The organism is Paraburkholderia sp. RL17-347-BIC-D (assembly GCF_046027915.1).
In the GTDB taxonomy this organism is placed as follows: domain Bacteria; phylum Pseudomonadota; class Gammaproteobacteria; order Burkholderiales; family Burkholderiaceae; genus Paraburkholderia.
In genome coordinates this window covers 1-14694 of record NZ_JARESS010000028.1, presented here as the reverse complement: position 1 = coordinate 14694, position 14694 = coordinate 1, and the positions used below count along the sequence as shown (strand labels likewise).

Genomic DNA, 14694 nt, shown 5'->3' with positions numbered 1-14694 from the left:
TTCACATAAACAACAATCATCTATTTCAGTAACAACAACAATCTCATTTTACGTTTTATTACGTTGTTTTTTTGCATCGATTAGTGTCGCGAATCAGCAACGCAACTCCCTCCTCGCATCGCTCCCCTCTCTTGAAAATCGCTGGAAGCCTTTATTTATAAGGCTTAACCGGCATTCACATATCGTTTCCGAACGCGTAATACTTTATTGCGGAAATCGGAACGTCCATTGCGCGAAGTGTCTCTCTACACTCTGCCTAACCGGAAACCAGCGCGATTTTGTTGAGCGCGCAACTCACTCGGATTACGCCTCTCGCAGCGCCCGCGTGAAAGGTCTCCCTAAGCCTGGGTTCAACGCCCACTCTCGCTCTCGGAGTTACAAGATGAAAAAGACACTCATGGTCGCCGCCCTCACGGGCGTCTTCGCAACGGCCGCGCATGCGCAAAGCAGCGTGACGTTGTACGGCTTGATCGACGCCGGCATCACCTATACCAATAACCAGCACGGTCACAGCAACTGGCAGGAAACGAGCGGTTCGGTGAACGGCAGCCGCTGGGGCCTGCGTGGATCTGAAGATCTGGGCGGTGGTCTCAAGGCCATATTCACGTTGGAAAACGGCTTCGGCATCAATGACGGCACGCTCAAGCAAGGCGGCCGCGAATTCGGCCGTCAAGCCTTCGTGGGTTTGACGAGCGATCAGTTCGGCGCCGTCACCTTGGGCCGTCAATACGACAGCATGGTCGACTACGTCGCCCCGCTGGCATTGACCGGCACGCAATACGGCGGCACGCAGTTCGCGCATCCGTTCGACAACGACAACCTGAACAACTCGTTCCGCGTCAACAACTCGGTCAAGTACCAGAGCGCCAACTACGGCGGCTTCAAGTTCGGCGCGTTGTATGGCTTCTCGAACCAGGCCGACGGCTTCGCGAACAACCGCGCTTATAGCGCGGGTGCGTCGTACAACTGGGGTGGCCTGAACGTCGCCGCCGCTTACCTGCAACTGAACAGCAACGGCGCGACCGGCGCGGCTGCTGCATTCAATTCGGGTGGCGCGGTGTCGAGCGACAACACGTTCTTCGCGGGCCGCCAGCAAACGTGGGGCGCGGGTGCTAACTACGCGTTCGGCCCGGCAACAGTCGGCCTTGTGTATTCGCAAACGAACCTGTCGAGCCTGGCCGGTATCGGCGCTGGCGCATCGGGTCAAACCAACGGCATCGCCTTCGGCAACAACAGCGCTCACTTCCAGAACTTTGAAGCGAACGCTCGCTATGCGCTGACGCCGGCGGTCAGCATTGCCGGTTCGTACACGTACACCCGCGCGAGCCTGGCTGGCACGCGTCCGCACTGGAACCAGTTCAACCTGCAAACCGCGTACGCGCTGTCCAAGCGTACCGACGTGTACCTGCAAGGCGAGTATCAGCAAGTCAACGAAAACGCAGTCGTGGATGCCGATATCAACGGTCTGGCCGCTTCGGGCAACAACAAGCAAGTCGCTGTGACCGCAGGTCTGCGTCACCGCTTCTAAAGCTGCGGGTTACACCCGTGGTCTCGAAGGCGCCGTTCGCGGCGCCTTTTTTTGTGCCTTTTTATGCCTAAGGCGGGAGATGATCGGCGAGAACGAGACGAAGCCTGTCCGCCGTGACTTAACCACCCGTATCAGGCGGCGGATATTTGACGTCGAGTATGTCGATCGGCTGCTGGCCGGCCGGTGTGTACAACGTGACCGTATCGCCGACTTTCGCCTTGAGCAGCGCGCGCGCAATCGGCGAGATCCAGCTCACGTGGCCGATATCCAGATCGACCTCGTCGATGCCGACGATCGTCACGATATGCTCCTCGCCGTCCTCCGTCGCATACTCGACAGCCGCGCCGAAGAAAACCTGGTCGACGTTCTCCTGCTTGCTGCTGTCGACGACTTCAGCGAGATCCAGCCGTTTGGTCAGAAAACGGATGCGCCGATCGATTTCGCGCAACCGGCGCTTGCCATAGATGTAATCGCCATTTTCGGAGCGATCGCCGTTCGAGGCCGCCCACGACACCAGTTTGACCACTTCCGGCCGATCGACGTCGATCAGATGCAGTAGTTCATCGCGCATGCGCCGGTAGCCGGCGGGCGTGATGTAGTTTTTCGTTCCAGCGGGAACGTCCGGCTGGGCGACGTCGAGATCGTCGTCATTCTCTTCGCTCGACTCTTTGACAAAGGCCTTGTTCATGATGGTCCGGTAACTGCAGCAAACGACTGCCTATCAAGGGTACACGATCACGACTATGAGACAAATTGCAGTTACATGCTTCCCTTTTTCGAAACCTTTGCTATAATCTCGTTTCTGCGTGCGGCTGTAGCTCAGTTGGATAGAGTACTTGGCTACGAACCAAGGGGTCGTGGGTTCGAATCCTGCCAGCCGCACCACTTATTCGAGGGCCTCCCTCTGGGGAGGCCCTTACGTTTTGCCCCAGTTTCAGTGCAGTAAGCATCACCGTTTAGCGTGCGGCTGTAGCTCAGTTGGATAGAGTACTTGGCTACGAACCAAGGGGTCGTGGGTTCGAATCCTGCCAGCCGCACCACCTATAAAGGGCCTTCCGATCGGAAGGCCCTTTGTTTTTGTCCGTCGGTTCCGGCCTCGCTTGGGTTCCGCTGCACCCGAAGGCCTTGGCGGCAACCAAACACGCCCCTTTATCGCGGCGCCGACTGAATATCTCCAATTTGCCCATCCGGGTTCGGCACATCGCCGAACGAAGCCGCCATCGCCTGCTCGCCGCTAATTTCCCGCTCACCGATTGGTTGCGCCTGATCGCCGGCCAGAGCCTGTGCTTCATGCAGCACATTCTCCACGGTTTCGCCATAACGGCTCTCGACGAATGCCCGCAGCAGCGCGATCCGCAGCGAGTCGCCCCGCCCTTCCACGGTTCGGTGGCCGCCTTCGAATTCCGCGATGCAGTGAGCCGCGCCCTGGTGGCTGCGCTCACGCACTTCGAGCCGCTGCGCGCGCTCCAGCACGGCCGCCGCAGCCTCCCATGACGTAGAAGGCGTAAAACGGCCATCCCAGGGACGTCCGCGGTCGTTGCCGCGAACCGCCACGGTTTCGCCGCTGTCGGTAAAGTAGATTTCGCGCACGAAGTCGTGCAGGCTGCGGGCGACCCAGTAGTCGAGTGTCAGGCCGTTGAGGTCGGATACGTTCACGAACATTCTCCCTGAGTTTCAGATGAGACTACGCGCGTAGCCGGTGCGTTCAGATTTGAAGAGGGAAATGAAGCGCCCTGAGGCCACCCCAAGGCGTCAAACGAAAGGTCAGTAATCCGCTCGCTCGCGGTCGATGCGCATTCCGCCGTCGTGACGGTGATGGCCTTCCTCGCTCGGTCGTTCGCGCGCGATGCGCATGACGTCCGGGTTCGTGCGCACCCGGCGCATGACGTTGGCCAGATGGACACGATCGCTGACCTGGATCACGAAGCGCAACACCGTGGATTCCTGCGACAGGTCTTCGTCCATTGCAATGTGGACGATGTTGGCATCCGCCGAGGTGATATCCGCGGCCACGCGGGCGAACACGCCCTTGGTGTTCTTGACCAGCACCTTCACGGCGACGTCGAACAGACGCCCCGGTTGCGGTGCCCAGGCGACGTCGATCCAGCGGCCCGGATCGCGCCGGTGGATTCGTTGCGCGACGCGGCAATCCGTGGTGTGGATCGCCATGCCGAGGCCGATGCCGATATAGCCCATGATGTCGTCGCCCGGAATCGGACGGCAGCACGCGGACAGTTGCACCGACATGCCCTCGGTGCCGGTAATGACGACCGGCGGCGCATGCGGCAAATCGGAGTGGGAGCGCGAGCCGTCGTCGTCGGCGTCGCGGCCGCTCATCAGCACTTCGATGCGCTTGGCCATGACCGCTGCGACACGCCGGCCGAGACCGATGTCCGCGAAAATTTCCTGACGGTTCTTGTTGCCCGTCCATTGCACGAGCTTTTCCCACGCTTCCGGCGTCACATCCGAGAGCGCCAGCCCATAACCCTTCAACGCCTGGTCGACCAGACGCTCGCCGAGTTGAACGGACTCGTTCAGCCGCATCGTCTTCAGATAATGGCGGATCGCCGAGCGCGCCTTGCCGGTACGCACGAAGCCGAGCCACGCCGGATTCGGCTTCGAATACGGCGCAGTGATGACTTCGACGATGTCGCCGCTCTTCAACTCGGTGCGCAGCGGCAACAGTTCGTTGTTGATCTTCACCGCGACGCACTGGTTGCCCAGGTCGCTGTGGATCGAATACGCGAAGTCGAGCGCCGTGGCGCCGCGCGGCAGCGCCATGATCTTCGACTTGGGCGTAAACACGTAGACCGCGTCCGGGAACAGGTCGATCTTGACGTGTTCGAGGAATTCGCTCGAGTCGCCCGCTTCGCTCTGAATATCGAGCAGCGACTTGAGCCACTGATGCGCGCGCTTCTGCACGTCGTTCAGGTCCGCGCCGCCGTTCTTGTACAGCCAGTGCGCGGCCACGCCCGCCTCGGCGATCTCGTGCATCTTGCGCGTGCGCACCTGAAACTCGATCGGCGCGCCGAACGGGCCGACCAGCGTGGTGTGCAGCGACTGATAGCCGTTCACCTTCGGGATCGCGATGTAATCCTTGAACTTGCCCGGCACGGGCTTGTACAGCGCATGCAGCGCGCCGATGCAGGTATAGCACTCCAACGCGCTGTCCACCACGACGCGGAACCCGTACACATCGAGCACTTGCGAGAACGACAACTGCTTGTCGCGCATCTTCTTGTAGATACTGAAGATGGTTTTCTCGCGGCCGGTGACTTCGGCGTCGAGCTTCGCGTCGGCAATTGCGCGCTGCACCGATTCGAGAATCTTGCCGACCACTTCGCGCCGATTGCCGCGCGCCGCCTTGACGGCTTTTTCGAGCGTGGCGTACCGATGCGGGTTGAAGTTCGCGAAGCTCAGGTCCTGCAGCTCGCGATAAGTATTGTTCAGGCCGAGCCGGTGAGCGATCGGCGCGTAGATATCCAGCGTCTCGCGCGCCACGCGGCGGCGCTTTTCCGGCGGCACCGCGCCCAGCGTGCGCATGTTGTGCAGCCGGTCGGCGAGCTTGACCAGAATCACGCGGACGTCGCGCGCCATCGCGAGCAGCATCTTGCGGAAGTTTTCCGCCTGCGCTTCCTCGCGGTTGCGAAACTCCATCTTGTCCAACTTCGACAAGCCGTCGACCAGTTCCGCGACCTTCGCGCCGAAACGCTCGGCGAGTTCGGCCTTGGTCACGCCCTGGTCTTCCATCACGTCGTGCAGCAGCGCCGCCATGAGCGCCTGGGCGTCGAGGTTCCAGCCGGCGCAGATTTCCGCGACGGCGACAGGATGCGTGATGTACGGCTCGCCGCTCTGGCGGTACTGGCCGAGGTGGGCTTCGTCGCTGAAATGGAAGGCCGACTTGATGTCCTTGATCTCTTCCGGCTGCAGATAGCCGGACAAGGCGGACGTCAGTTTGGCGATGGAGACGACGTCATGCCGGCGCGGTTGCTCCGGCGTGGCGGTCGGCCCGAACAGATGGCGAAACGACTGTTCGAGGACCGCGTCGATGTACTTCCGTGCAGACGAGGGCGAGTCAGCGTCGTGTTCCACTTCCGTGGCGGTGGGCGGGGTAGCACTCATGTTCGCCTCCGTAGCGGTTAGGGTTGGACGCCGGTCTGCACGTTGATGCACTTACGTGCGGCAAAGGTGTTGCAAAAGCGTGTCGCAAACAGGTATGGCAAACGCGTAGTCGAAACCGGAGCAGTGCGCCTTACTTAAACAGGCACCTTCTTCAGCATTTCGACGCCAACCTGGCCGGCTGCGATTTCGCGCAGTGCGACGACGGTGGGCTTGTCGCGGCTTTCGATCTTCGGCGTGTGGCCTTGAGCGAGCTGACGCGCGCGATAGGTTGCGGCAAGCGCGAGTTCGAAACGGTTCGGGATCTGTTTGAGGCAGTCTTCGACGGTAATGCGGGCCATGTTGGGTTCCTTCTCAGTATGTTGCTTATTCTACCTTATGTGCTCGGTACACCGCCGCGCTTACGCGTGTGGCAGGTGAATGCCGAGCTGCACGAAAAGCTGCGTGTGGCGTGCGTATTGAGAGGCGAAGCGCGAACGCGTCGCGGCCACGAGGCATTGCAGTTCGCTGAGCGCGCGTTCGAATTTCTCGTTGATCACCACATACTCCGCTTCGGCCGCGTGCGCCATCTCGCTGCCGGCCGCGAGCAGCCGGCGTGTGATCACGTTCGGCTCGTCCTGGCCGCGCTTCTTCAGACGCTCTTCGAGCGCTTCGAGCGACGGCGGCAAAATGAAAATTTCGACCGCGTTGTGAAACTGCTTTTTCACCTGCTGCGCACCCTGCCAGTCGATTTCGAGCAGCACGTCATGGCCGCTTTTCATCTGGTCCTCGATCCACACGCGCGAGGTGCCGTAGTAGTTGCCGTGCACTTCCGCGCTTTCCAGAAACTCGCCGGCATCGTGACGCTTCATGAATTCGTCGACGGTGGTGAAGTGGTAGTGCTCGCCGTCCTGCTCCTTCGGACGCGGCGGACGCGTCGTGTACGAGATCGACAGGCGGATCGCGTCGTCGCCGGCGAGCAGCGCGTTCACGAGCGTCGACTTGCCCGCGCCCGAAGGCGCGACGACCATGAACAGGTTGCCGGGGTAAGCACCGGCGTACGGATTGCGCGGCGTTTCGCGTGTGTGGTGATGATCGGTCATGTCGGTGGCGCTCCAGCCTTATTCCAGATTCTGTACTTGCTCGCGCATCTGTTCGATGAGCAGCTTCAGGGTCATCGACGAATCCGCCAGTTCCTTCGCGGCGGCCTTCGAACCGAGCGTGTTCGCTTCGCGGTTGAGCTCCTGCATCATGAAGTCGAGGCGCTTGCCGACCTTGCCGCCCTTCTGGATCACGTGACGCGTTTCGTTCAGGTGAGCCGTGAGACGCGACAATTCTTCGGCGATATCGATACGAATGCCGTACATCGTCACTTCCTGGCGAATCCGCTCGTTGATCTCTTCACGCGAGACGATCGTCGCGGCGGTATCCGGCGCGGCGATGCCGAGCGCTTCCTGCAAGCGTTCGACAATCTTCTGTTGATGCTTGGCGATCAGTTCCGGCACGAGCGGCGTGATCTTCGTGACGATCGTTTCCATTTCGGTGACGTTGGCGATCAGCATGGTCGCCAGTTGCGCGCCTTCGCGGGCGCGCACGTCGATCAGGTCCGTGATGGCCTGCTTGCCGCAGGCGAGCACGGCGTCGCGTAGCACTTCAGGCGCTACGCCGCTTTCGGCCAGAATGCCCGGCCAGCGCAGAATCTCGCCCGTGCGCAGCCGCTCTGCTTCCGGAAACGTCGAGAGCACCGTGCGTTCGAGCAGCGCGAGTTGCGTGAGCGCGTCGTGGTTGATCGAACCCGCGTTGGCGGACTGTTCGCTGCGTTGCAGGTTGATGCGGATATCGACCTTGCCGCGCGACAGCTTGTTCATCAGCATCTCGCGCAACGTGGGTTCGCACACGCGCACGTCTTCCGGCATGCGGAAGTTCAGATCGAGAAAGCGCGAGTTCACGGTGCGCAGTTCGACCGATACGCTCACGCCACCTGTGCCCGAGGCCGCGACGAGTTCGCGCGTGGCGCTCGCATAGCCAGTCATGCTGTAGATCATCGTATTTCTCGCGATTGTGGCCATGCGCTCGACGATGGCCTGAGAGTCGAATCGCCCGGCGTGTACGAGACGCGGGGCGGGGAAACGGCATTATCCCATTTTTGGCGGAAAGGCCGCCCCGCGATGGCGCCCCTTGAAGAGCCAACGCACATGCGGGCAGCCGCCCCGGCCGATCGGCTGTAAAATCGCGCTTTCCCTCCTGCTTTTCTTCCTGACCGATCCCAACATGACCAACGACACCCAACGCCCCAGCGGCCGCAAGGCCAATCAGCTGCGCGACGTGCGCATCACGCGCCACTACACGAAGCACGCGGAGGGCTCGGTGCTGGTCGAATTCGGCGATACGAAAGTGATCTGCACCGCGAGCATTGCCGAGAGCGTGCCGTCGTTTCTGCGCGACCGAGGCCAGGGCTGGCTCACCGCCGAATACGGCATGTTGCCGCGCGCCACGCACACGCGCAGCGACCGCGAAGCCGCACGCGGCAAACAGACCGGCCGCACCCAGGAAATCCAGCGGCTGATCGGCCGCGCGCTGCGCTCGGTGTTCGATCTGGAGAAGCTCGGCGCGCGCACGCTGCATATCGATTGCGACGTGATCCAGGCCGACGGCGGCACGCGCACGGCCAGCATCACCGGCGCGTTCGTGGCGGCACACGATGCGGTGGCCAAACTGCTGGCCACGGGCCGCATCGAAAGCTCGCCGATTGCTGATTATGTCGCGGCGATTTCGGTGGGCGTGTACGACGGCCTGCCGGTGCTGGATCTCGACTACGACGAAGACTCGCAATGCGACACCGATATGAACGTCGTGATGACGGGCGCGGGCGGGTTCGTTGAAATTCAGGGCACCGCTGAAGGTGTGGCCTTCTCGCGCGACGAAATGAACGCGCTGCTGGATCTGGCCAGCGACGGCATCAATACGCTGATCGCGAAGCAGAAAGCAGCGCTGGAGCAAAAAGGGTGAATGAAGTGAGTCAAAACAATGGCGCGGCCGTGTCCGCTTCGCCGTTGACGAGAGTCGTGCTGGCGTCGAACAACGCCGGCAAGCTGCGCGAGTTCGCGGCGTTGCTCGGCGCGGCCGGCATCGAACTGATTCCGCAAGGCGAGTTGAACGTGCCGGAAGCCGAAGAGCCGCATCCGACCTTCGTCGAGAACGCGCTGACCAAGGCGCGCCATGCGTCGAAACTGACCGGCCTGCCCGCGCTCGCCGACGACTCGGGCCTTTGTGTGCGCGCGCTGCGCGGCGCGCCGGGCGTCTATTCGGCGCGGTACGCGCAACTTGCCGGCGGCGAAAAGAGCGACGCGGCGAATAACGCGCGCCTCGTCTCGGCGTTGCAAGGCGAGACCGATCGCCGCGCCTACTATTTCTGCGTGCTGGCTTTGGTGCGTCACGCGGACGATCCCGAGCCGCTGATCGCCGAAGGCCGCTGGCATGGCGAAATGCTGGACGCACCGCGCGGCGCACATGGATTCGGCTACGACCCGTACTTCTTCCTGCCGTCGCTGAATGCGAGCGCCGCCGAACTCGAACCGGCGGTGAAGAACGCCAGCAGCCATCGCGCGATTGCGTTGCGGCAACTGCTCGCGCGTCTGACGGAGGAAGCGTGATTCCGATCAAACCGGCGCCCGCCGACATCGGCAACGGCGTCATCAAGGCCTTCACGTCGCCGGGCAGCATCCGGCTGACGTCGCTACCGCCGCTGGCGTTGTACGTGCATTTTCCGTGGTGCGTGCGCAAGTGTCCGTATTGCGATTTCAACTCGCACGAGTGGAAAGGCGACACGTTCCCCGAGAACGAATATCTCGACGCGTTGCGCGCCGATCTCGAGATGGCGCTGCCGCTGGTCTGGGGCCGCCAGGTGCATACGGTGTTCATCGGCGGCGGCACGCCCAGCCTCCTTTCGGCGGCCGGGCTCGACCGCATGCTGTCCGATGTGCGCGCGCTGCTACCGCTCGACGCCGACGCGGAGATCACGCTCGAAGCCAATCCCGGCACCTTCGAAGCCGCCAAGTTCGCGCAGTTTCGCGCGAGCGGCGTGAACCGGCTCTCGGTGGGCATCCAGAGTTTTAACGAGGCTCATCTGAAGGCGCTCGGCCGCATTCACGACTCGGCGCAAGCGCGCCATGCCGTCGAAGTGGCCTCGACCACGTTTGATAACTTCAATCTCGACCTGATGTTCGCGCTGCCGGGGCAGACGCTCGCCGAATGCCAGGCCGATGTCGAGACAGCGTTGTCGTTCGCGCCGCCTCATTTGTCGCTGTATCACCTGACGCTCGAACCGAACACGCTGTTCGCGAAGTTTCCGCCCGCCCTGCCCGACGACGATGCATCCGCCGACATGCAGGACTGGATTCACGAGCGCACCTCCGCTGCCGGTTACGAGCGCTATGAGGTGTCGGCGTATGCGCAGCCGCATCGGCAGAGCAAGCACAATCTGAACTACTGGCGCTTCGGCGACTATCTCGGCATCGGCGCGGGCGCGCATACGAAGCTGTCGTTTCCGAATCGCGTGCTGCGGCAGGCGCGCTACAAGCATCCGACCACCTTCATCGAGCAGGCGAAGGCCGGCACGGCGGTGCAGGAAGAGCACGAAGTCGGGCCGCGCGATCTGCCGTTCGAGTTCATGCTGAACGCGCTGCGGCTGGTGGAAGGGTTTCCGGTGCATCGGTTTATCGAGCGGACGGGGATGTCGATGACGTCGATCGAACCGGCCTTGCAGGAAGCCGAACGGCGCAAGCTGATCACGCGCGACCACGAAAAGATTGCACCGACGCCGCTCGGCCAGGCGTTCCTGAACGATTTGCAAGAGCTGTTTCTGAAAGATCCGCAGTGATTGCGGATCGACCGGGTGCCGCAGCGAGGTTTTTTCAGGTTACAATTTAGGGCTTGGAGGTGTGGCCGAGTGGTTTAAGGCACCGGTCTTGAAAACCGGCGAAGGAGCAATCTTTCCGTGAGTTCGAATCTCACCGCCTCCGCCAGGATTAACATTCAGAAGTTTCCAGAAAGTCCCGCAAAGCCAAGACGTATAAGGCTTTGCGGCGATTCGATACCTCCACAAGCATCCAAGAAAAGTCGTAAAATTCCGCAATTTCCCGGGTACTTTTTCGGGTACTTTTTGACGCGGGTTTGACGACGATGCCTGAGAGCCTTCTACGCGATTTGCAATGCCGCTCAGCTAAGCCACGTGCCAGCACGTATCGTCTCAACGACGGTGGCGGCCTTGCTTTGCAAGTCAAGCCCACCGGATTGAAGTACTGGCAGTTTCGATACACGAAGCCTGACGGTCGGGAAGGACTGGTTCAGATCGGCCCGTATCCGCGCGTCACACTAGAGCAAGCGCGTGGGGCTCGCAATGAACACCGCGCGGCTGTTTCGCGTGGCGACGATCCTGCCACGCTACGAAAGCAGGAGAAGGTTCGTCGCAAGGTCGAAGCGGCCCGATCCCTGACATTCAAACAATGCGCAGAGGCATACATTAAAGCCCGTCGAGCCGAGTGGGCAAATCCAAAGCACACCCAGCAGTGGGAGAACACGCTTGCGACGTATGCGTATCCGTTCATTGGCACACTTCGGCCGGCCGACGTTGACACTGACCTGGTCATGCGAGTCCTGCAACCGATCTGGCTCACGAAGAATGAGACCGCATCGCGCCTGCGCGGCCGGATTGAGAACATCATGGACTGGGCCAAGGTGAGCGGCCTGCGTACCGGCGAGAATCCAGCTCGCTGGAACGGTCACTTGGATCAGTTGCTGGCCTCGCCGTCGAAGGTACAGAAAGACGGCCACCACGCCGCGCTTCCCTACGCCGAGATCGGCCCATTCTTCCGCGAACTGCGGGTCTACCGACCCGCAACCGCCTGTCGAATCACCGTGACGAATGTCCGTAAGAGGGCTTGAAATTGGACACTCGATCGACGGCAAGTATTCCCCGTTGTCTGGACCCGGCAATCCGACGCGCCTTAGTCGCTCAAAGCGGGCAAGCGGCACGACGGAACAGGCGCGACCAAATTTGCGCCCCGAACCTGCGGCGAGCAGTGGATGGGGCGCTCTCTGTCGGGCGGCTCGCCATTCAGGCGCCCCGCAATGCGTCGATCTCTGCGCGAAGCGCTGCAACTACGCCAGTCCAATCGCCTCGCGTCGTTTGTCGAAACAACCGCGCCTTTGGGTACCACGGACTATCGCTTCGGTCGAGTTGCCATCTCCAGTCCGGCATGAACGGCAAAGCAATCCATACGGGTTTCCCAAGCGCCCCCGCCAAATGCGCCACAGCTGTGTCGACGCTGACGACGAGGTCGAGGCGAGCGATCAGCGCAGCAGTCTCAGCGAACGTGGTGAGCCGCCCGGAAACATCGCGCAGCACCCCGCGCTGCTCAAGTTCCGCGAGGCACGCGCGATCACTGTCGCGTACATCCGGTTGCAACGCGAAGAAATCCGCGTCCGCATCGAACACCGGCTTCAGTTGCTCAAGCGAAATGGACCGATTGTGATCATTCAGATGCGTACGGCTTCCCGACCACACGATCCCAATGCTCGGCCGTCGAATGGAGCCTGTAAAAAAATCGTCCCATTGAGGGACAAGCGCACCGTCTGCCTGCACATATGCACCGGATAGCGCGAGATCGGGTGCACGAACCTTGAGCGCAAACGGCAGACTCAGGGTTGGAATGTGATAGTCGAAATGTGGCACTTGCCCTGTCTCACCGATGACTTCGGCCGCACCCCGATAATTTTGGAGGAGCGGCAACAGGGCATCCTGAACACGCAACACGACGTGAGCGCCAGCTGCACTGAGCCGATCCACAAAACGCACGAATTGCAGCGTGTCGCCGAACCCCTGCTCATGATGAACGAGCACTGTCCTGCCGTCTATCGGTTGGGTGCCAGTCCATAGGGTGTTCTGCGAAAAACCGTGGCTGCAGGTGCCATCGCGCCAACGCCATTCGTATTCGCGCCAGCCGTGTTCGAATTCGCCGAGCAGCAAATTCGTCTGAGCTCGATTGGTGCGCGCGCCGGCGTCGTTCGGATCGATCGAAAGCGCCTTCTTGAATTGAAGCAATGCCTCATCAAAGCGCCGGAGATCTCGCAACGCGACCCCGAGATTAACGTATGCGCGTACGAAACGCGGCTTGAGCGTGATCGCCTGCCGGTAGGCATCCAGTTCGTCCTCATAGCGTGCCATCGTACCGAGCAGCGTTCCACGGTTGTAATGCGCTTCGGCTGATTGTGGCTGGATCTTGCACAGATGCACCAACAGCTCAAGCGCCCGCTGCGATTCGCCAAGCTGTATCAGCGACATTGCGACACCGTACAACGAGGCGGCATGGTTCGGAAACTGGGTCAGGCAGCGCTCGAACAGCGCTATCGCAGCATCGTGACGCTGCGCCAACTGACACACCTGCGCGGCGAAGTTCAGTTGATCCATAGACATTGACATGTGCGCCGATGCCTGCATCAGGTACTCCGCTGCGCATGCATGATCGCCCTGGTTGGCGGCGATATAACCGAGACCTGCAAGAGCTTCGCCGTGGTCGGGGACGCTCGCCAGAATGCCGAGCAGCAGACCTGCGGCATCGTCGAGCCGACCGGCCATGAGGTTCTCCTGCGCGGCGGCGAGAGCGTGTTCAATATCGTGATTCATGGCGCTGGAGGCTGGAGCAAAGTGCGATCTGTCGCGGGATTCGAAACGACTCATTGTACGGGACCGCGTATAGCGAGTCTCCAGAGCGAAGCGATGGCAGCGTCGGTTACCTGCATATGCAAACACCAAAGTGTTCCCGCCAGCGTCGAGCTGTTTAATCAGCGGTTTCGATTGCTACGCAAGATAGGTAAGCCTCAGCGGCCGTCTTAAGCTGAATCGGAAACGGACGGTCGTAGATTAAGTTTCGGTGGCTGGTTCTGGCCGATCTGTGTCTCATGGCCTCGAGCACTAGCGGCCGATCTGAGGTGGGCAACGCCGCTGGCGCACTAGATTAGCTCGGCGATGCGAACGATAATAAAGGCTGCTGGCACGAGCGCCACCTGTGCGCACAACGTTCCTAAGACACGCGCGCCCGCGAGAGTTGTAATAGCCCGCCTGAAGTTGTTTTCCGAAACTCGACCTTCGATAACGTCGTCGGTCATCACCGACACCTGCGGGTCGATGACGACCGCCAATACCACCGTCGCGAAGCCGTTGATAACCGACGACAGATTCGCACATGTAACGCGCGAATCCGGCTTTAGGTAACCAGCGTAAAGCGACGCAAAAACGCCGACCGTCCATATCGCCATCGCAAAAACGTTCAGCCCTATAACTTTCCAGGAAACGCCGGCGCCAGTCGTCAGTTGGGTGACGTTCTGGCGCGACGGAAACCGCGCTCCATCGCGGATGTAGTTGACGCCGCCGCGACTGAAGATATGCAGCAGCAGACGAGGAACGGAGCGGTTGGCCTGAAAGTGATCGACCGCTTGGCTGAAGTAACGTTGGAACGTCGGGATCAGAAACGCCCCGACGATGCTCGCCACAGTGGCGGTTAGCAGGAAAAGGCGAAAGTCACCGAGCAAACCACTCTCGGTGTGCCGCGCAATATCAAGCTCGACCCGCTTCGCTATGAATGGCCCCTGAAACGAATTTGCCGTGCGTGAAACGAGGGCGATGATCCCAAAAAGAGAAAACGACACGGCGATACGTCGTGTGCGTACACCTGCGATTCGCACGGCGTAAGCCAGTGTCGCGATGACATGAATGACGAATGTCAGGGTGCAAATGATCCAAAGCTGAGTGTCCATGTTGTGACGGCGAGTTTTGGCACGAACGTAGTCTACCGGAGGACCTGCTCGCCCCGAGCCACCTAAAAGGCAGGGATTGTCGATGATCCAGCCAGTATTGGCGGACGACCGGTTCTGGCCGAATCCGGAAGTCCGGCCACTGCAAGCGACCGCCGATCGCACCGCTTCGTCGAACCTCCGTAGCCGGGTCGCACTGGCACATTCTCCGTTCGGCGCTGCCAGCCCCAGACAGGATGGTTAGGAGCCGCTCCCAG

13 protein-coding genes and 3 tRNA genes are annotated in these 14694 nt (G+C 61.0%); 8 read left to right on the top strand and 8 right to left on the bottom strand.

The window, feature by feature from the left end:
- The first annotated feature begins 382 nt into the window (after positions 1 to 382).
- Positions 383 to 1528 (top strand): porin, encoded by a 1146-nt coding sequence (locus P0D96_RS30250; protein ID WP_408182428.1) that lies wholly within the window; start codon positions 383 to 385, stop codon positions 1526 to 1528.
- A 118-nt stretch (positions 1529 to 1646) separates the two neighbouring features.
- Here the strand turns inward: P0D96_RS30250 and greB are convergent, their stop codons facing one another.
- Entirely contained in the window at positions 1647 to 2216 is a 570-nt protein-coding gene (greB, locus tag P0D96_RS30245) for a transcription elongation factor GreB (RefSeq protein WP_408317100.1), read from the bottom strand.
- Positions 2217 to 2336: 120 nt separating this feature from the next.
- Here greB and P0D96_RS30240 point away from each other — a divergent pair.
- Together P0D96_RS30240 and P0D96_RS30235 are read left to right on the top strand one after the other, a co-directional pair.
- A tRNA-Arg gene (locus tag P0D96_RS30240) sits at positions 2337 to 2413 on the top strand.
- A 78-nt stretch (positions 2414 to 2491) separates the two neighbouring features.
- Positions 2492 to 2568: transfer RNA gene (locus P0D96_RS30235), tRNA-Arg, on the top strand.
- Positions 2569 to 2677: 109 nt separating this feature from the next.
- On the opposite strand, the gene P0D96_RS30230 is transcribed toward P0D96_RS30235, so the two are convergent.
- The 5 genes from P0D96_RS30230 to P0D96_RS30210 all read right to left on the bottom strand — a co-directional run bounded on the left by P0D96_RS30230 (position 2678) and on the right by P0D96_RS30210 (position 7671).
- Positions 2678 to 3184 (bottom strand): phage protein NinX family protein, encoded by a 507-nt coding sequence (locus P0D96_RS30230; protein ID WP_408317098.1) that lies wholly within the window; start codon positions 3182 to 3184, stop codon positions 2678 to 2680.
- Between the two features lie 108 nt (positions 3185 to 3292).
- On the bottom strand, positions 3293 to 5650 hold the full coding sequence (locus tag P0D96_RS30225) for a RelA/SpoT family protein (protein ID WP_132373447.1): 2358 nt from the start codon (positions 5648 to 5650) through the stop codon (positions 3293 to 3295).
- A gap of 134 nt (positions 5651 to 5784) precedes the next feature.
- Positions 5785 to 5988, bottom strand: coding sequence for a DNA-directed RNA polymerase subunit omega (gene rpoZ / locus P0D96_RS30220; protein ID WP_006025620.1), 204 nt, complete (start codon positions 5986 to 5988; stop codon positions 5785 to 5787).
- Between the two features lie 60 nt (positions 5989 to 6048).
- Positions 6049 to 6729 (bottom strand): guanylate kinase, encoded by a 681-nt coding sequence (gene gmk / locus P0D96_RS30215; protein WP_408317096.1) that lies wholly within the window; start codon positions 6727 to 6729, stop codon positions 6049 to 6051.
- Between the two features lie 18 nt (positions 6730 to 6747).
- Positions 6748 to 7671 (bottom strand): YicC/YloC family endoribonuclease, encoded by a 924-nt coding sequence (locus P0D96_RS30210; RefSeq protein WP_132373445.1) that lies wholly within the window; start codon positions 7669 to 7671, stop codon positions 6748 to 6750.
- A gap of 226 nt (positions 7672 to 7897) precedes the next feature.
- Between P0D96_RS30210 and rph the strand changes: the two genes are divergently transcribed.
- The 5 genes from rph to P0D96_RS30185 all read left to right on the top strand — a co-directional run bounded on the left by rph (position 7898) and on the right by P0D96_RS30185 (position 11569).
- Positions 7898 to 8635, top strand: a complete 738-nt coding sequence (gene rph / locus P0D96_RS30205) for a ribonuclease PH (protein WP_408182431.1) — start codon at positions 7898 to 7900, stop codon at positions 8633 to 8635.
- Positions 8632 to 9279, top strand: a complete 648-nt coding sequence (rdgB, locus tag P0D96_RS30200; protein ID WP_408182432.1) for an RdgB/HAM1 family non-canonical purine NTP pyrophosphatase — start codon at positions 8632 to 8634, stop codon at positions 9277 to 9279. The genes rph and rdgB overlap by 4 nt, the downstream gene beginning before the upstream one ends.
- Positions 9276 to 10505 carry a radical SAM family heme chaperone HemW gene (hemW, locus tag P0D96_RS30195; RefSeq protein ID WP_132373442.1) on the top strand — a complete coding sequence of 410 codons (1230 nt, stop codon included), beginning with the start codon at positions 9276 to 9278 and terminating at the stop codon, positions 10503 to 10505. Before rdgB ends, hemW begins: the two co-directional genes overlap by 4 nt.
- A 55-nt stretch (positions 10506 to 10560) precedes the next feature.
- Positions 10561 to 10650 (top strand) — tRNA-Ser (locus P0D96_RS30190).
- 157 nt (positions 10651 to 10807) lie between these two features.
- Positions 10808 to 11569: a tyrosine-type recombinase/integrase gene (locus P0D96_RS30185; protein ID WP_408317178.1), complete on the top strand. Its 762-nt coding sequence runs from the start codon at positions 10808 to 10810 to the stop codon at positions 11567 to 11569.
- Between the two features lie 172 nt (positions 11570 to 11741).
- Here P0D96_RS30185 and P0D96_RS30180 read toward each other — a convergent pair whose 3' ends face one another.
- On the bottom strand, positions 11742 to 13364 hold the full coding sequence (locus P0D96_RS30180; protein WP_408317094.1) for a tetratricopeptide repeat protein: 1623 nt from the start codon (positions 13362 to 13364) through the stop codon (positions 11742 to 11744).
- 272 nt (positions 13365 to 13636) lie between these two features.
- Positions 13637 to 14440, bottom strand: coding sequence for a lipid II flippase Amj family protein (locus P0D96_RS30175; protein WP_408317092.1), 804 nt, complete (start codon positions 14438 to 14440; stop codon positions 13637 to 13639).
- Between the last annotated feature and the right edge of the window lie 254 nt (positions 14441 to 14694).